Genomic DNA, 16,646 nt, shown 5'->3' on the forward strand with positions numbered 1-16,646 from the left:
TATTGCCTGGAAACTCCATGGCGTTTTTTTGTTCCCGAACAGATTGGAAAACAGCCATTCGGCTACAATGTTGTCCAAACGACAATTCAAACCAAGGAGGCTTGCCGTGTTCACCGGTATCGTCCAGGGCGTGGCCGAAGTGGTCGCCATCGAAGAAAAACAGGATTTCCGCACCCATATCGTCCGTCTGCCCCAGGAGATGCTGCCCGGACTGCAGCTCGGCGCCTCCGTCGCCCATAACGGCTGCTGCCTGACCGTCACCCGCGTCGATGGCGATCTGGTTCACTTCGACCTGATGCAGGAAACGCTGCGGGTCACCAACCTGGGCGGGATCCAGGCTGGCGACGGCGTGAACGTGGAGCGCGCCGCGCGCTTCGGCGACGACATCGGCGGCCACGCGATGTCCGGCCACGTGATGGGCCTCGCAGCCGTGACCGAGGTCATCGAATCCCCGAACAACCGCACCGTCTGGTTCGAGCTGCCGGCGGGCCTGGAAAAATACGTGTTCGCCAAGGGGTATATCGGGATAGACGGCATCAGCCTCACGGTGGGCGCGGTAGAAGGCCGCCGTTTCTGCGTGCACCTGATTCCGGAGACGCTGAACCGGACCAATATCGCCGGCCGCAAGCCGGGCGACAGGATCAACATCGAAATCGACCCTCAGACCCAGGCCATCGTCGATACCGTCGAGCGCGTGCTGGCGCAGCGCGGCCAGGTCGCGTGATCTTGCGCGATCTGCCGGTGCTGGCGTCGTGGAGCGGCGGCAAAGACAGCTGCCTCGCGCTGTGGCGGGCGGTGCGGGCCGGCGCCCGGCCGCAGGCGCTGCTGACCATGCTGGACGAGACGGGCGATCGTTCCCGCTCCCATGGCGTGCGGCCCGAGGTGCTGGCGCTGCAGGCGCATGCCATGGGTTTGCCGCAGCGGCTGGGACGCGCGAGCTGGAATGGCTACCGCGAGGTTTTCGTCGAACAGCTGCGCGCGGCGGCGGATGACGGCATCCAGGCGGTGGTGTTCGGCGACATCGATCTGGACGCGCACCGCGAATGGGAGGAGGCGGTCTGCGCCGAGGCGGGCCTCGATGCGATTCTGCCGCTGTGGCAAGAGGCTCGCGCCGATCTGGTGCGCGAATTCGTCGACGCAGGCTTCTCCGCCCGCATTGTGATGGTCAATACTGCGCTGGTGGACGAAAAATGGCTGGGCCGGACGCTCGACCATCCGTTGATAGAAGACATGCTGGCCGAGGGCGTGGATCCCTGCGGCGAGGCGGGCGAATTCCACACCCTGGTGGTGGATGGCCCCTTGTTCAACAAGCCGCTGGCGCTGCGAGACGGCGAGGCGGCCAAGCTCGGCGAATACCGGGCGCTGGATTTGCTGCCCGCGTAGAACGGGCGAACCGACAAAGGAATAGAGCAATGACCATATCTCCGATCCAAGACATCATCGCCGACATCCAGGCCGGCAAGATGGTGGTGCTGATGGACGCCGAAGACCGCGAGAACGAAGGCGACCTGGTGATGGCGGCCGAGTTCGTCACGCCGGAAGCGATCAACTTCATGGCCAAATACGGCCGCGGCCTGATCTGCCTGACACTGACCGAAGAGCGCTGCAAGCTGTTGAACCTCCCTATGATGGCGACCAACAACGGCACCAGTTTCGGCACCAATTTCACCGTGTCGGTGGAAGCGGCCGAGGGCGTCACCACCGGCATTTCCGCCGCCGACCGCGCCCACACCATCAAGACCGCCGTCGCGCGGCTGGCCAAGGCCAGCGACCTGGTCCAGCCCGGCCACGTGTTCCCGCTGAAGGCGCAGAACGGTGGCGTGTTGATCCGCGCCGGCCATACCGAGGCCGGCTGCGACCTGGCGATGCTGGCGGGCGTGGAGCCGGCCGGCGTGATCTGCGAGATCATGAACGACGACGGCACCATGGCGCGCTTGCCGGAGCTGCTGGAGTTCGCCAAGCAGCACGGACTGAAGATAGGCACCATCTCCGATCTGATCCAGCACCGCAGCCGCACCGAATCCCTGGTGGAGAAAGTGGGCGAGCGTCCGGTGGAGACCCCGTTCGGCAGCTTCGACCTGCACGTGTTCCGCGACATCACCACCTCCGCGACCCATCTGGCGCTGAGCAAGGGCAAGATACGCCCCGACAAGGAAATCCTGGTGCGGGTGCATGAGCCGCTGTCGGTGATAGACGTGCTGGCGCCGCTGTGCAGCCACCACTCCTGGACGCTGCCCAACGCGCTGGAAACCATGGAGGAAGAGGGCTGCGGCGTGATGGTGCTGCTGTACCGCGACGAGACCGGCGCCGATCTGGCGCAGCGCGCGCTGGACCAGGAGCCGCCGCGGCAGAAATGGGACAGCAAGACCTTCGGCATCGGCGCCCAGATGCTGAAGGCGCTGGGCGTGGGCAAGATGAAGCTGATGTCCAGCCCGGTGAGCCTGCCGTCGATGGCCGGCTTCGAGCTCGAAGTGACCGGATTCTGCCAGCCCGGGCACTTCCACGTGGACCGGGACGGCGGTCCGGGCGTGGCCTAATCGCGGCGATTGCGTTACAATTGCCGGCTTTCCTTAGTGTTTTCGCCGCGAGGACCCAACATGCTTGACGCCATCCAGTGTATTGAACCCAATTTTTCCGGCAAAGGGCTGAAAATCGGCATCGCCATGGCGCGTTTCAACACGCCGGTTTGCCACGGCCTGCGCGACGCTTGTCTCGCCGAGCTGGAAAAACTGGGCGTCGCCGCCGGCGACATCACCCTGGCCACAGTCCCGGGCGCGCTGGAGGTTCCTCTGGTGCTGCAAACCATGGCCAAGAGCGGTCGTTTCGACGCGCTGGTGGCGCTGGGCGCAGTGATCCGCGGCGAAACCTATCATTTCGAGCTGGTGTCGAACGAATCCGGCGCCGGCGTCACCCGCGTCGGCCTGGATTTCGATATTCCGGTCGCCAACGCCATCCTGACCACCGAGAACGACGAGCAGGCGGAAGTCCGCATGCTGGAAAAGGGCGGCGATGCCGCCCGCGTGGCGGTGGAGATGGCCAATCTGCACAAGACGCTGCGCGGCTGAGCCGTTCGCCGCCAGTCGTCCAACGGGAAGCGGGGCGGTCGCGCCGCTTCCCTTGCTCTTTCAAGGAATCGCCACCATGAAAACCGCCCGTCGCCGCGCCCGCGAATTCGCTGTGCAAGGCATCTATGAATGGGAGCTGAATCCGGATCGCCCGGCTTCGCTGATCGAAAAACACCTGCGCGAGAACGAATACTTCGCCAAGGCCGACGAAGCCTTGTTCCGCAGCATCCTGTACGGCGTGCTGAAGGATGTTGAGCTGCTGTCCGCCCAGGTCGGCCGCTACTACGAGCGCGCCGAGGACGAGGTCAGCCCGGTGGAGCGCGCCGTGCTGCTGATGGCCGCGCTGGAGCTGACGCAAAGCCCGGAAACCCCGTACCCGGTGATCATCAACGAAGCCATCGAGATCACCAAGACTTTCGGCGGCACCGACGGCCACAAATTCGTCAACGGCGTGCTGGACAAGCTCGCCGCCGAAGTGCGCGGCGATGAAGTGCTGGCGCAGAAACAGCGCCGCAAACAGGACTGAGCTGGACGCCGCAGGCGTGCCGCTGTCGACGACACCCGCCGCGGCGGGTGTTTTTGCGTGAGAAGCTCATGAACGAATTCGAACTGATCGGCCGCTATTTCAAGCGCGGCGCGCCATCCGTCCTGCTGGGCGTCGGCGATGACGCCGCCATCGTCCGGCCGACGCCAGGCCTTGACCTGCATTTGTCGGCGGACATGCTGGTGGAGGGGCGGCACTTCTTCGCCGACGTGTCGCCGCGGGCGCTGGGCCACAAAACGCTGGCAGTCAATTTGTCCGACATGGCGGCGATGGGCGCGCGCGCGCGCTGGGCGCTGCTTTCCATCGCCTTGCCGCGCGCAGACGAAGCCTGGGTGGCTGAATTCGCCGCCGGCTTCTTCGCGCTGGCCGACGCCCATGGCGTGGAATTGATAGGCGGCGACACCACCGGCGGCCCGCTGACGCTGTCGGTGACCATCATCGGCGAGACGCCGGCCGGCCAGGCCTTGCGCCGGGATGGCGCCAAACCCGGCGACGACATCTGGGTGTCGGGCGAACTGGGCCTGGGCGCCCTGGCGGTTCGCCAGCGGCTGGGCTGGCTGAATGTAAACGATATGGAACTGCTGGCCGCCGCGACGCACAAACTGGAATACCCGCAACCGCGGCTGGCGCTGGGCGACGCCTTGCTGCCGCTGGCGCATGCCGCCGCCGACGTGTCCGACGGTCTGATGGCCGATCTCGGCCACATCCTGGCTGCCTCGGGCGTGGCCGGAGAAGTGTGGGCGGACGCCTTGCCGTCCCATCCCGCGCTGGAGGCCCGCCGAGCGGAATTCCTCGCCTGCCTGGCGGCGGGCGGGGACGATTACGAACTGGTTTTCACGGCGCCGCCGACGCGACGCGCCGCCATCGAGGCCGCAGCCGCCGGCATCTGCCGCGCCACCCGCATCGGCCGCGTGCTGGACGGGCGGGGCGGCCTGTTGCTGGATGGCGCCGGGCAAGCCGTGACGCTGGACAAGAAAGGCTATGACCATTTTGGCTGACGCACCAAGAATCACGCCCAACTGGCGTTTTCTGTTGAGCAACCCTATCCATCTGCTGTCTTTCGGTTTCGGCAGCGGCCTGATGAAAAAGGCGCCGGGCACCTGGGGCACCCTGGTCGCCTATCCCGTCTTCTTCCCCTTGCTGGCCTTGGGCATCCATGGCTGGATGCTGGTGGCGCTGTGCCTGCCGCTGTTCCTGATCGGCGTCTACGCCTGCGGCGTCACCGGCCGCGCGCTGGGGGTGCACGACTACGGCGGCATCGTCTGGGACGAGGTGGTGGGCATGCTGATGGTGCTGGCCTTCGCGCCGGCAAGCTGGGCCGGCTGGATGCTGGCGTTCGCGCTGTTCCGCCTGTTCGACATCGTCAAGCCCTGGCCGATACGCTGGTTCGACCAGCGCGTCGGCGGCGGTTTCGGCGTGATGGTGGATGATGTGATCGCCGCGCTGTTCGCGCTGGCCGCGCAGGCTGCGATCTGGCATTGGCTGTGATGCGAACGCATAAAACAGTTACAATCGGATCCTAAAGTGACAGACAGTTTGACGCTAGGCTGAGTCCAGCGCGCTGCCATGAAAAACACGCCCGCGCTTCGCCGCGGGCAGCTAGATTCCGGGGTTCTCGACCGTGTGGGTTGTCGTCGTACTATTGCTGTCAGCGCTGGCCGCGGCCGGCTGGCTGGTGAAAAGCGGCAAGATGCCGCAGTTGATGCGCAAGCTGGATGGCCTGCTTGGCGTGGAGGGGCGCAGCGAGCGCTACCAGCCCGATTACTTCGCCGAGGCGTCGCAGCACCCGCCGGCAGGCGAAGGGCCGCCTGTCGCGCAAGCCGCAGAGCAGCCGGACCAGCAGGCGCAAGCCGCCGAGCCCGCGCTTCAAGCTCAGCCGGCCCCGCGCCGCGAACAGCCTGAGCCTGTCCGCATCCCTCAGCCGCGTCCGCAGGCCCGGCGGGAGGCGCCGCCGCCTGAGGAGCGGCCGCGCGAGACCATCATCCTGCCCAAGCGCCCGCAATCAGCCAGCCATGAGCCGCCGGCCGAGCTGCCGATGCTGGAGCTGTCGCGCGAATATCGCCGGAAAACCCGCCAGCAGCCGCAAAGCAAGCAGCAGGACCTGCCGGTCATCGGCCTGTCCGAAATGCAGAGCAATATGCGGCAGGATTACCGCCGCCGCCTGCGCGTGAGGGGCGTGGAGCCCGGCGAGCGGAGCGAGGGCGAGCTGCCGACGATAGGCAGCAGCGAGGTGCGCGCCAAGGTGGCGAGCCTGCACGCGCATCGCCGCCATCCGCAGCCGCCAGCCGCGCCGCTGCCCAGAGTGGAGCTGGTTTCCATCCCGCGCGAGAAGCCGGAGCCCAGGCCGGAGCCGGAAAAGCCGCTGGTGATACTGGAGCCATGGCGCAAGCCGGAGCAGGAGCCGGTTCGCAAGCCAACCGTCGAGACGGAGCCCGCCCCTGTCGTTTTGCCGCCGTCGGAGCCGGCAAACCCGCAGCCCATTGCCGCCGAGCCTGACGCCGCGTCTGACGCAGTCGTCATCCGGCCTCTCGATGCCGCGGAGGTTGAGCCACAGCCGTGGCCTGAAATCAGTGGACCGGAGGCGACGGCGTCTGCGGTGGCCGATGCCGAATTCGAAGATTCGAAGCCGGCGGAACCTGCGCCCGATTTAGCCGCGCGCGGCGCGCCGTTCGCGCCGGCGGCGCCGCTTGAACGCATCCACGCCGAGTCCGCGCCCCAAGCAGAAGAAGGCGCGGTTGTTTCCGACGCTATCCCTGCGGCCCGAACCCCGTGGCGCTGGCCGCAAACGCGCGACGTGCTGGTGCAGCAGGACGAGAGCCCCGCCATCATTCAGCAAACCGTGCTGCCTGAGCCGGTAATGCCGACGCTGGCTGCCACGGCGGCCCAGTTGGCAAGCAATCCCATGCCCTGGGTGCTGATGGAGGAAACGCCGGCGACGCCGGCTGCCGCAGAACCCGTCGAGGCCGCCGCCGGGCCCGAGCCGTCTCCCGCGCCGCAAGCGGAAGCCGCTCCGCTCCGCCACAATTACGACGATTCCATGCTGCCCGGCCTGGACCTGCTGAGTCCGGCCGACGCGGCCATGGAAACCTGCAACCAGGACGAGTTGATCGAGCGCGGCATCGTGATCGAGGAGAAGTGCGCCGAGTTCAAGGTCAAGGTCAGCGTAGTGGATGCGTACGCCGGCCCGGTGATCACCCGTTACGAAGTGGAGCCGGCGGTGGGCGTGCGCGGCAACCAGGTGGTGAACCTGATGAAGGACCTGTCGCGCGCGCTGGGCCTGGCCTCCATCCGCGTGGTGGAAACCATTCCCGGCAAGACCTGCATGGGCCTGGAGCTGCCCAATCCCAAGCGGCAGATGATACGGCTGTCGGAAATCTTCTCCGCCGATGTGTTCCAGCATTCCGCGTCGAGGCTGACGATGGCGCTGGGCAAGGACATCACCGGCGAGCCGGTGGTGACCGACCTGGCCAAGGCGCCGCACCTGCTGGTGGCCGGCACCACCGGCTCCGGCAAGTCGGTGGGCGTCAACGCGATGATCCTGTCGCTGCTGTACAAGGCCACGCCGGAAGAAGTCCGCTTCATCATGATCGACCCCAAGATGCTGGAATTGTCGGTTTACAACGACATCCCGCACCTGCTGGCGCCGGTGGTCACCGACATGAAGCTGGCCGCCAACGCGCTGAACTGGTGCGTCGGCGAGATGGAGCGCCGCTACCGGCTGATGAGCGCGCTGGGCGTGCGCAACCTGGCCGGTTACAACCAGAAGGTGCGGGAGGCGGCGGAGCGCGGCCAGCGTATCGCCAATCCGTTCAGCCTGACGCCGGAAACCCCGGAGCCCTTGGACACGCTGCCCTTCATCGTGGTAGTGGTGGACGAGTTCGCCGACCTGATGATGGTGGCCGGCAAGAAGATCGAAGAGTTGATCGCCCGCCTGGCGCAGAAAGCCCGCGCCGCAGGCATCCACCTGATCCTGGCCACCCAGCGGCCGTCGGTGGACGTGATCACCGGCCTGATCAAGGCCAACATTCCGACCCGGATCGCGTTCCAGGTGTCCAGCAAGATAGACAGCCGCACCATTCTGGACCAAATGGGCGCGGAAAGCCTGCTGGGCCAGGGGGACATGCTTTACCTGCCGCCGGGCACCGGCTATCCGCAACGCGTGCACGGCGCCTTTGTCACCGACGACGAGGTGCATGCGGTGGTCGAGCATCTGAAGCAGTTCGGCGAGCCGGACTATGTGGAAGGCCTGCTGACCGGCGAGAGCGAGGCCGACGACGCTTCGGCCGACGCCACGGCCAAGGCGCAGGCGGCGACGGAAAGCGACCCTCTGTACGACGAGGCGGTGGAGATCGTGCTGCGCACCCGCAAACCGTCCATCTCCGGCGTGCAGCGCCACCTGCGCATCGGCTACAACCGCGCCGCGCGGCTGATCGAGGAAATGGAGGCCGCCGGCATCGTCAGCCCGATGGAGAGCAACGGCAACCGCACGGTGCTGGTGCCGCAGCGGGATTTCTGAACGGCTGTCTCCATAAAAAAACGCCGCGATGATTCGCGGCGTTTTTCATTGCAAGCCTGGCAGGCTCAGCCGTAGCGCTTTTTCGCCTCGATGGCCAGGCCGCTGCCGATGCTGCCGAACAGATTGCCTTCCACGTGGCGGGCATTGGGCAGCAAGGCTCGGATGCCGTCGCGCAGCGCCGGCACGCCGCTGGAGCCGCCGGTGAAAAACACGGTGTCGACATCCTGGGCCTTGAGGCCGGAATCGGCCAGCAGCTTGCCGACGGTGCCGCCGACGCGGTCCAGCAGCGCGCTGATGCTGGTCTCGAAATCGGCGCGGCTCAGGTCGCAGTGCAGACCGCGCTCGATGGCGTCCAGCGCCAGGCGGTGGCTGTCCCGGTCGGACAGCGCGATCTTGGCGGCTTCCACTTCCATCGCCAGCCAGTGCCCGGCGCGCTCCTGGATCAGCTTGAACAGGCGGTCCAGCTTTTCCGGCTCGGCGGCGTCGCGGTGCACGTCCTGCAGGTCCATCCAGGCCTTGCGGGTGTAGGCGAAGTTGATGGTGTGCCAGGTGGCCAAGTTGAAGTACTGGCTGGACGGCATCTCGGCGTTGTTGCGCAGCCGGGTCTTGAAGCCGAACAAGGGCATCACGCCGTGCAGGCTCAGCTGGCGGTCGAAATCGGTGCCGCCGATGTGCACGCCGCCGGTGGCCAGGATGTCGTCGCGGCGCTCGGCATGGCTGCGGCGCTCCGGCGACAGGCGGATCAGCGTGAAGTCCGAGGTGCCGCCGCCGATGTCGACGATCAGCACCAGCTCTTCCTTCTGGATGTTGGATTCGTAGTCGAACGCCGCGGCGATCGGCTCCAGCTGGAAGGAAATCTCCTTGAAGCCTACCTGGCGGGCGATGTCGGCCAGCGTGTCCTGGGCCAGCTTGTCGGCCTGTGGGTTGTCGTCGACGAAGTAGACCGGGCGTCCCAGCACCACTTGCTCGAATTCGCGGCCGGCGGCGCCTTCGGCGCGCAGCTTCAATTCCTGGATGAACAGCTTCAGCAGGTGGCGGAACGGCAGCGCCTTGCCCTGGACCTCGGTCTGGCTGTCGATCAGGCTGGAGCCCAGCAGGCTCTTCAGCGAGCGCATCAGCCGGCCCTCGAAGCCGTCTATGTATTCGGCCAGCGCGGCGCGGCCGAAGCGGGAGTGGTCTTCCTCGTAGTTGAAGAACACCACCGAGGGCAGCGTGATCTTGCCGTCTTCCAGCTGCAACAGGGTGTCATGGCCGGGCCGCAGCCAGCCCACGGTGGAGTTGGAGGTGCCGAAGTCTATGCCGCAGGCGCGGGCGGCAGTTTGATCAGTCACTTAGCATCTCCTTGAAAATAAAAGAGGCGCGATGGTACGCGGAATGGCGCGGAAAGGGAAGGGCGAAACGCTCAGGAATCGCGCTTCAGCTTGTGCAGGCGGCTGGCTTCGTGACGGGCGTCCTCCTCGCTGTGCAGATAGCGGCGGGTGGTCTGGATGCTGGCGTGGCGAAGGTTCTGGCTGACCAGCAGCAGCGGCACGCCCGCTTCCAGCTGATGGCTGGCGGCGGTGTGACGCAGCCAGTGCGTGCTGGCCGCGCGCAGCTTGGCGCGGATATCCTCATTGGGCGCGGCGGCTTGCGCCCGGCCGAACACTTCCTTGCAGACCAGGTAGATCGCCTTGTCGGACAGAGGCTTCGCCTGGCCTTTGCTTCCGACGCGGCAGACCAGCGGCGTATCCTCATCCGCCGCAGGCTGCGGCGGCAGTCCCAGGCTCAACCGATAGCGGGCGAGCGCGTCCATCAATTCGTCCGACAGCGGAATGCGCGCCGACACGCCGCCCTTGCCGACCACATGCCACCACCAGTTGCCGTTGCGACGGGCCAGGTCGCAGGCGCGCGCGGCGGCGGCTTCGGCTCGGCGCGCGCCGGTCAGGTAGAGCAGGGTGAACAGCCACAGCGCGCGTTCGGCGTGGCGGATTTCCCTGTCGCTGCCGCGCGGCAGGCCGTTCAAGGTGGCCTGGAGATGGCGCCAGCAATCGGCGTCCAGAAAACGCTCGATTTCCTGGGCCGACTTCCTCGCGCCTCGCCGGCGCAGCAGCTTGAATGGGTTGCCGTTCAAGTAGCCGGCGTCGTTGAGATAGGCGAACAGCGCGCCCAGCACAGTCAGGCTGTGCTCGACGCTGGCGGGAGACAGCGGCTTGCTGAACGGTTTCCAGTCGGGATGGCTGCGCGGCCTCGCCGGCCCCAGCCACTGTTCGGCCGGATGGGGCGAGGCGAGGAAACGGCGGTAGTCCAGCACATCCTCGCGCTTGACCTGGGCCAGCGTCTGCCGGCGAGGGGCCAGCCACAGCAGCAGGCGCTCCGCTTCCTTGCGGTAGGCCGCCAAGGTGGCGGGACGATCGGCATGCTCGGCCAGCCAGGTCAGCACCGCCTGGGCGTCGGACTGGGCTTGTATCAGCGAACGGGAGCCTGTATCGGCGCGGAAAACATCTGGCAGCATGGCTGAGCGGAAGAAGGCCGCCGCGGATGCGGACGGCCTGGAAGATTATTTGAAGCTCGGCTTGTCCGGCGTGCCCGCGGACTGGGTGAGGATTTCGTAGCCGGTTTCGGTGACCAGCACGGTGTGCTCCCACTGGGCGGACAGGCTGCGGTCCTTGGTGACCACGGTCCAGCCGTCGGCCAGCATGCGCAGATGGCGCTTGCCCTGGTTGATCATCGGCTCGATGGTGAAGATCATGCCGGCCTGGATCTCCAGCCCGGTGCCCGGACGGCCGTAGTGCAGGATCTGCGGCTCCTCGTGGAATTTCTTGCCGATGCCGTGGCCGCAGAATTCCTGCACCACGCTGTAGCCGGCGCTTTCGGCGTAGCTTTGCACCGCGTAGCCGATGTCGCCGAGCGTGGCGCCCGGCTTCACCTTCTCGATGCCTTTCCACATGGCTTCGTAGGTGATCTTGCTCAGGCGCTTGGCATGCGGGCTGACGTCGCCGACGAAGAACATGCGGCTGGTATCGCCGTGGTAGCCATCCTTGATCACGGTGATGTCCAGATTCATGATGTCGCCGTTTTTCAGCGGCTTGTCATTGGGGATGCCGTGGCAGATCACGTGGTTGACCGAGGTGCATACCGACTTGGGATAAGGATTGTGGCCGTCCGGCGCGTAGTTCAGCGGGGCGGGAATGGTGCCCTGCACGTTGACCATGTAGTCGTGGCACAGCTTGTCGATGGCCTCGGTGGTGATGCCGGGCTTGATGTGCGGGGTGATGAAATCCAAAACTTCGGACGCCAGGCGGCCGGCGATGCGCATCTTCTCGATATCCTGCGCGTCTTTGATTTGTATGCTCATGAGTGGGTTTGCGATGATTGGCGGCTAATGAGACGTAATTCTATCAAAATGCGGCTCCCGGGGCACGCGGCGGCGAATTTCAGTCGGCCCGGCTCTCCATCCACAGCTGAAGCTGGCGCCGCAGCTCGTCCAGTTCCGCGCGAAAAGCGTCGAAACGGGATTCCAGGTCTTTTTCTCCCTGCCGCACCGCATGCTCAAGATCCAGCGTCTGCCGCACGAAGCCGTCGTGGGCGAAGGTGCCCAGCGAGCCGCGGTAGCGGTGAATCAGCCGCGCGGCAGCCTCCGCGTCGCCTTCCCGCCACTGCTGGCAAGCCTGATCGAATTCTTCCCGACAGGTGGCGACGGCCTCACGAAGAGTGCTGGACAGGCGCGCCGCGGAGGCGCGGTGCAACAAGTCCAGCGTGCCAAGCTTCAGTTTGCCGTATTCCCCGCTGGCATCGTTGCAGGCGCGATAGTGGTCGATCAGTTGCGACAGTCTTTCGCCCTCCACCGGTTTGAGCAGGAAACCGTTCATGCCCGCCCGGCGACAATTTTCCCTCTGCTCCGGATCGGCGCTGGCGGTCAGCGCGATGATGGGCAGCCCAAGCTGCAATTCCTCCCGGATGGTCCGGGTCGCGCCCAATCCGTCCAGCACGGGCATTTGCAGGTCCATCAGAACCAGCTGATAGCGCCCGCCGTGATCTCTAAGCAGCCTCACGGCTTCGGCGCCATCGTTTGCGCAATCCAGGGCAATCCCCAAATCTTCAGCCAGGCTGGATACGAACAAGCGATTGATCTCGCTGTCATCCACCAGCAGGACGCTCAGCCTGGACGGTTTCGCGCCAGCGCAATCCCCTTGCTTCATAGATCCTCCAGCGGCACGCGCGTTTCGTTTCGGGTATGAAAATGCCGCACGCATCATGCAGGCTCGGGTGCCGCGCGCCGATGGAAGAGCTATAGCTGTAATACCGGGATATCGCTGCGGTCGCGGGGCGTGCGCTCCGCAAGTTCAAGCTTAGTCAAGCGAAAGGGGGGATGAAATGGAAAAACACAGGATGCTGGTAATCGATGACGACCCGATCGCCCACCAGATCATGCAGATGCTGTTCGAGGCGGAGCTGAGGCTGACTTGCAAGGTGACCGGAGAGGAAGGCTTGAGTGCCGTGGAAGAGGAGCAGCCGGAAATCGTGCTGCTGGACATCGAGATGGAAGGCATGGACGGCTACGAGGCTTGCCGCCGCATCCGCCAGCTGAATCTGCCGTCCCAGCCGTACATCATCTTCGTATCGGCGCACAGCGACCCCGTCAAGCGTCTGGCCGCCTACAGCGTGGGAGGCGAGGATTTCGTCAGCAAGCCGCTTCAGCCCCAGGAGCTGACGCGGAAGGTGGAGCAGGCGCTGCGCTATCGGCGCGAGATGCATGAGTTGAAAAGCCAGGCGCAGGGCGCGATGTCGGTGGCGATGTCGGCCATGACGGACAGCAGCGCGCTGGGCATCTGTCTGCAGTATTTCCGCCGGCTGTTCCAGGCGGCCGATCCAGGCCAACTGATGCAAATCACGCTGGACGCGCTGGGCGAGTTCGGCCTGGCCGCGGCGGTGCAGTTCCGCGACGACGGAAAGGTGGAAACGCTGAGCTCGGCGCCCGACAGCCAGCTGGAGTCGCTGCTGCTGCAGGATCTGTCGGCGGAGCCGCAACGGATCGTGAGCTATGACAGCCGCTGCGCGTTCAACTACGGGCCGATTTCCTTGCTGGTCAACAATATGCCTGTTGACGACGAAGAACGCTGCGGCAAGTTGAAGGACTACCTGGCCTTGATGGCGGAAGGCGCTGCGGAGCGGGCGAACGGAATGATCCGGGATGGCCGGCCTGACCGCCTGGACCAGATCCGCGACACGCTGGCCGCGATCGCCGCGAACCAGCGCGCCAGCCAGTACGACGCGCGCGCGCTGCTGGACGCGATGAGGGCGCAACAGGAGGACCTGCTGGCCGCAATGGGCGTCAGCGAGGCCCAGGCGGCGCCGTTGCTGGCCGTGGCGTGCGAGGCGCAGGCCGCGCTGGACAGGCTGCTTGGCCGGCAGATGAGAGAGCTGGAGCTGTTGAGCCTGCGCCTGACGGATGCGGGACGCTAGCGCGCCGCTGCGGCGCTCATGGCGAAGGCGGAGCGGCGTTCAGCAGGCAGTCGGCCTCTTCCTGCAGGGCGCGCAGCAAGGCCTGATCCGGCTGGGCGTCACGCAGGGCGTTCTGCATCCGTTCCGCGGTGGCGGCCAGTTCCGACCGGCCGGCGCTCAGCGCCGCGCCATGCAGGCGGTGCGCGTAATGATCGGCCTGCTTCCAGTCTCCCTGGGACAGCGCCAGTCCAAACCGTGAGACATCCTCGCCGGCGCTGCGGCGAAACACCGCGTCGAAACTCTCTCCATGGATCGCGGCGCTTTCGTGGACCTCGCCCGCCGGGTGGTGGTCCAGCCACAGCGCCAGGATGTTTTCCAGCTGGGCCAGCTGCAGAGGTTTTGACAGGCAGCTGTCCATGCCGCTTTCCAGGCAGCGTTGCTGGTGCTCGATGCCGGTGGTCGCGGAGATCGCGACGATGGGCAGATAGGGCTGCCATTGCAGGGCCGGATGCTGGCGCAAGCGTCTGGCCAGCTCATAGCCGTCGATGCCTGGCAGGTTGCAGTCCAGCAGCACCATGGAGAAGCGGCCGCCCTGATCCAGCAGGGCCAGCGCCGCCGGGGCATCTTCGGCCATCACCGAGCGAAAGCCCAGCGTTTCCAGTTGCTGGCCGATCACGAAGCGATTCGCCGGCTGGTCTTCCACCACCAGTATCGGGTCATAGGCCTGAAGCAGTCCGGGGCGACGCTCAATGGCCTGGGGAGGCTCCATCGCCGGCGCCGGCTCCCACTCTACCGGCAGCCTCAGCGTCATGGTGGTGCCGCATCCAGGCAGGCTGGACAGCGAAATGCTGCCGGCCATCAATTCAACCAGTTGCCTGCATATGACCAATCCCAGCCCGGAGCCGCCGTACCCCTGCCGGCTGTCGCCTGCCTGGGCGTAGGCGGTGAACAACCTGCCTTGCTGCTCCAGTGCGATGCCGATGCCGGTATCCTGCACCATGATCAGCAAGGTTCCGCTGCCGGCGTCGCCCGGAAGCAGTTCCACGCGCAGCAGAATCTCGCCCTGATGGGTGAACTTGACGGCGTTGCTGAGCAGGTTGCTCAATATTTGTCGCATGCGCACGGGGTCCAGCCATACGCGCAGGCCCGCCAATCCCGACAACTGGGTGGTCAGCGCCAGTCCCTTCTTTTCGGCGCAGGGGCGATAGATGCCGGCCACGCCGCTGGCCAGCGCCGCCATGTCCACCAGGACCGGCTCAAGCATCAGCTTGTGGGCATCCAGCTTGGCGATGTCCAGAACGTTGTCCAGCAGCTCCAGCAGATTCACTGCCGAGGCGTTGGCCAAAGCCACCAACTCCCGTTCGCGGGGCGGCAGCATGCTGCCGCGCAATAATTCGACCGAGGCCAGCACGGCGTTCAGCGGCGTGCGTATCTCGTGGCTCATCATCGCGAGAAACATCGATTTCTCAGCCTCGCTGCGCTGGGCCGCGCGCTTGGCGGAGCGGGCGTGCTGGGCGAACAGCAGCAGCAGGCAGAGCGCGACGGCCAGCAGCGAAAGCTCTATCCAGTAGTGACGGACGATGGAACCCACGGTCGGCGTGCCGTAGTCGGTGGTGCGCAGCCAGTTGTACAGGATGTTGTCGGTGTCCTCGGCGGTCAGCTGTCCGAGCGATTTGTTGATGATGTCGCGCAGCATCGGCTGCTGCAGGCTGACCGCCATCGAAACCAGCCGCGGCATCTCGCTGACGCTGCCCGCGATGTGCAGTGTCCCGTAATAGCGTCGCTGGATCACGCTCTGGAGAATGGCGTCCAGACCGACCGCCGCATAGGCGTCCCCATCGGCGACGGCGTCCAGCGCGCCCAGCGGGGTGGTGGTCTGGACGATCTTGATTTCCGGATAGTGCTCGCGCAGGAAGTATTCGTACGGGTCGCCTTGCTCCACGGCCACGGTTTTGCCCGACAGCTTGGCCGGATCGAACACGATGGGCTTGTCCGCGCGCGTGACAAGCAGTGTGCTGCCGGAAAAGTAGGGATCGCTGAACAGGATCTGCTTGTTGAACGGCGGCGGGATCAGCCTGGGGGAGGTCGCGGTGAGCAGGTCCAGCTTGCCTCTCAGCATCAAGCCCATCGCCTGGTGGCGGTTTTGCACCTGCACCAGCTGGAACCGGATGCCGGTGATGTCCGCGATGCGTTGCAGGTACTCCTGGGTCAGACCCTTGTGCTCGCCGTCGTCCAGGTATTCTATCGGCCAGCCGTGGGGATCTATTGCGTAGCGAACCACAGGATGGTTGGCCAGCCAGGCTTGCTCTCCTGCGTTGAACGGGCTCGCGGCCACGCTCGATCCGGAGCAGAACGCCAGCGACATGGCCAGCAGCCATCGATGCAGCCCTGACAGCCTCATTGCCCTTCCAGCCGTTGTTGTTGCAGGAATAGCTCGTTGTCGCTGCGCAGGCCCAGCTTCTTGAGCGCCGATTGTTTCTGATTGCTGATCGTCTTGATGCTGCGAGAGAACTTGACCGCGATTTCGCTGACCGACAAACCGAGCAAACAGCAGCGCAGCACTTCCCGCTCGCGGGGAGACAGATCGGGATGGTCCAGCAGATTGGGCAGCGCGTCAGACGGAATGGAGGCCTCGCCGCTTTGTTGCGGCATCGCTTCGCGCATGTCTTCGCTCAGATAGGTTTGTCCGGCCGCCAGCCGGCGAATGGCGAGAATCAGCTCGCTCATGCCCTGTTCCTTGCCGATGAAGCCATGCGCGCCGCCGCGCATGGCCAGCGCGACGGTGGCGGGGGTGTAATAGGCGGACATCACCAGGATGCGCAGCCAGGGAAAGCGTATGCGCATCGCGCGGATCAGGTTCAGTCCGTCCACGTCGTCCGGTCTCAGCGCGTAATCGATCACCGCGACATCCGCCAGGGGCGCCGCGGCACCGGCCAGCGTGCGCATCAATTGGCCGCTGGAGGAGAAGCTGCCGGTCAGGCTGATGTCGGGCACGTTCTCCAGATGGCTGCCGAGCCCATGCAGAACCATCAGGTGGTCATCCAGCAAAATGACACGGATCGCTTGTTCCGTAGAAGATGAGGTGAGGTTCATGACGGCT

General features: G+C 65.5%; 15 protein-coding genes. 9 read left to right on the plus strand and 6 right to left on the minus strand.

What is annotated here, in order from left to right; all coding sequences use genetic code 11:
* The first annotated feature begins 106 nt into the window (after window positions 1-106).
* The 8 genes from CV_RS11670 (at window position 107) to CV_RS24325 (ending at window position 8,125) form a co-directional block, all read left to right on the plus strand.
* Window positions 107-724 carry a riboflavin synthase gene (locus CV_RS11670; RefSeq protein WP_011135934.1) on the plus strand — a complete coding sequence of 206 codons (618 nt, stop codon included), beginning with the start codon at window positions 107-109 and terminating at the stop codon, window positions 722-724.
* Complete coding sequence (locus CV_RS11675; protein WP_011135935.1) at window positions 721-1,383, plus strand: diphthine--ammonia ligase; 663 nt, start codon at window positions 721-723, stop codon at window positions 1,381-1,383. The genes CV_RS11670 and CV_RS11675 overlap by 4 nt, the downstream gene beginning before the upstream one ends.
* A 29-nt stretch (window positions 1,384-1,412) precedes the next feature.
* On the plus strand, window positions 1,413-2,537 hold the full coding sequence (ribBA, locus tag CV_RS11680; RefSeq protein ID WP_011135936.1) for a bifunctional 3,4-dihydroxy-2-butanone-4-phosphate synthase/GTP cyclohydrolase II: 1,125 nt from the start codon (window positions 1,413-1,415) through the stop codon (window positions 2,535-2,537).
* Window positions 2,538-2,597: 60 nt separating this feature from the next.
* Window positions 2,598-3,065, plus strand: a complete 468-nt coding sequence (ribH, locus tag CV_RS11685) for a 6,7-dimethyl-8-ribityllumazine synthase (RefSeq protein WP_011135937.1) — start codon at window positions 2,598-2,600, stop codon at window positions 3,063-3,065.
* A 76-nt stretch (window positions 3,066-3,141) separates the two neighbouring features.
* Window positions 3,142-3,591 carry a transcription antitermination factor NusB gene (nusB, locus tag CV_RS11690; RefSeq protein ID WP_011135938.1) on the plus strand — a complete coding sequence of 150 codons (450 nt, stop codon included), beginning with the start codon at window positions 3,142-3,144 and terminating at the stop codon, window positions 3,589-3,591.
* Between the two features lie 68 nt (window positions 3,592-3,659).
* A complete protein-coding gene (thiL, locus tag CV_RS11695; RefSeq protein WP_011135939.1) occupies window positions 3,660-4,607 on the plus strand; it encodes a thiamine-phosphate kinase in 948 nt (315 codons plus the stop codon).
* Window positions 4,591-5,097 (plus strand): phosphatidylglycerophosphatase A family protein, encoded by a 507-nt coding sequence (locus tag CV_RS11700; RefSeq protein ID WP_011135940.1) that lies wholly within the window; start codon window positions 4,591-4,593, stop codon window positions 5,095-5,097. The genes thiL and CV_RS11700 overlap by 17 nt, the downstream gene beginning before the upstream one ends.
* A 133-nt stretch (window positions 5,098-5,230) precedes the next feature.
* Window positions 5,231-8,125: a DNA translocase FtsK gene (locus CV_RS24325; RefSeq protein WP_011135941.1), complete on the plus strand. Its 2,895-nt coding sequence runs from the start codon at window positions 5,231-5,233 to the stop codon at window positions 8,123-8,125.
* A gap of 65 nt (window positions 8,126-8,190) precedes the next feature.
* Here the strand turns inward: CV_RS24325 and CV_RS11710 are convergent, their stop codons facing one another.
* The 4 genes from CV_RS11710 to CV_RS11725 form a co-directional block, all read right to left on the minus strand.
* On the minus strand, window positions 8,191-9,456 hold the full coding sequence (locus CV_RS11710; protein ID WP_011135942.1) for an Hsp70 family protein: 1,266 nt from the start codon (window positions 9,454-9,456) through the stop codon (window positions 8,191-8,193).
* 71 nt (window positions 9,457-9,527) lie between these two features.
* Entirely contained in the window at window positions 9,528-10,616 is a 1,089-nt protein-coding gene (locus CV_RS11715; RefSeq protein ID WP_011135943.1) for a tyrosine-type recombinase/integrase, read from the minus strand.
* 45 nt (window positions 10,617-10,661) lie between these two features.
* Complete coding sequence (map, locus tag CV_RS11720) at window positions 10,662-11,459, minus strand: type I methionyl aminopeptidase (protein ID WP_011135944.1); 798 nt, start codon at window positions 11,457-11,459, stop codon at window positions 10,662-10,664.
* Between the two features lie 79 nt (window positions 11,460-11,538).
* Complete coding sequence (locus CV_RS11725; protein WP_011135945.1) at window positions 11,539-12,303, minus strand: response regulator; 765 nt, start codon at window positions 12,301-12,303, stop codon at window positions 11,539-11,541.
* 190 nt (window positions 12,304-12,493) lie between these two features.
* Between CV_RS11725 and CV_RS11730 the strand changes: the two genes are divergently transcribed.
* Entirely contained in the window at window positions 12,494-13,567 is a 1,074-nt protein-coding gene (locus tag CV_RS11730; RefSeq protein WP_043596149.1) for a response regulator, read from the plus strand.
* 16 nt (window positions 13,568-13,583) lie between these two features.
* On the opposite strand, the gene CV_RS11735 is transcribed toward CV_RS11730, so the two are convergent.
* Complete coding sequence (locus tag CV_RS11735) at window positions 13,584-15,947, minus strand: ATP-binding protein (RefSeq protein WP_011135947.1); 2,364 nt, start codon at window positions 15,945-15,947, stop codon at window positions 13,584-13,586.
* Window positions 15,944-16,639: a response regulator transcription factor gene (locus tag CV_RS11740; RefSeq protein ID WP_011135948.1), complete on the minus strand. Its 696-nt coding sequence runs from the start codon at window positions 16,637-16,639 to the stop codon at window positions 15,944-15,946. The genes CV_RS11735 and CV_RS11740 overlap by 4 nt, the downstream gene beginning before the upstream one ends.
* Between the last annotated feature and the right edge of the window lie 7 nt (window positions 16,640-16,646).

The organism is Chromobacterium violaceum ATCC 12472, assembly GCF_000007705.1.
In the GTDB taxonomy this organism is placed as follows: Bacteria; Pseudomonadota; Gammaproteobacteria; order Burkholderiales; family Chromobacteriaceae; genus Chromobacterium; species Chromobacterium violaceum.

Bases quoted from the DNA above. Each gene is read 5' to 3' on its own strand.
- ribBA (WP_011135936.1), top strand. From the start codon at position 1,413: ATGACCATATCTCCGATCCAAGACATCATCGCCGACATCCAGGCCGGC.
- ribH (WP_011135937.1), top strand. From the start codon at position 2,598: ATGCTTGACGCCATCCAGTGTATTGAACCCAATTTTTCCGGCAAAGGG.
- nusB (WP_011135938.1), top strand. From the start codon at position 3,142: ATGAAAACCGCCCGTCGCCGCGCCCGCGAATTCGCTGTGCAAGGCATC.
- thiL (WP_011135939.1), top strand. From the start codon at position 3,660: ATGAACGAATTCGAACTGATCGGCCGCTATTTCAAGCGCGGCGCGCCA.
- CV_RS11700 (WP_011135940.1), top strand. From the start codon at position 4,591: ATGACCATTTTGGCTGACGCACCAAGAATCACGCCCAACTGGCGTTTT.
- CV_RS11715 (WP_011135943.1), bottom strand. From the start codon at position 10,616: ATGCTGCCAGATGTTTTCCGCGCCGATACAGGCTCCCGTTCGCTGATA.
- map (WP_011135944.1), bottom strand. From the start codon at position 11,459: ATGAGCATACAAATCAAAGACGCGCAGGATATCGAGAAGATGCGCATC.
- CV_RS11725 (WP_011135945.1), bottom strand. From the start codon at position 12,303: ATGAAGCAAGGGGATTGCGCTGGCGCGAAACCGTCCAGGCTGAGCGTC.
- CV_RS11730 (WP_043596149.1), top strand. From the start codon at position 12,494: ATGCTGGTAATCGATGACGACCCGATCGCCCACCAGATCATGCAGATG.
- CV_RS11735 (WP_011135947.1), bottom strand. From the start codon at position 15,947: ATGAGGCTGTCAGGGCTGCATCGATGGCTGCTGGCCATGTCGCTGGCG.
- CV_RS11740 (WP_011135948.1), bottom strand. From the start codon at position 16,639: ATGAACCTCACCTCATCTTCTACGGAACAAGCGATCCGTGTCATTTTG.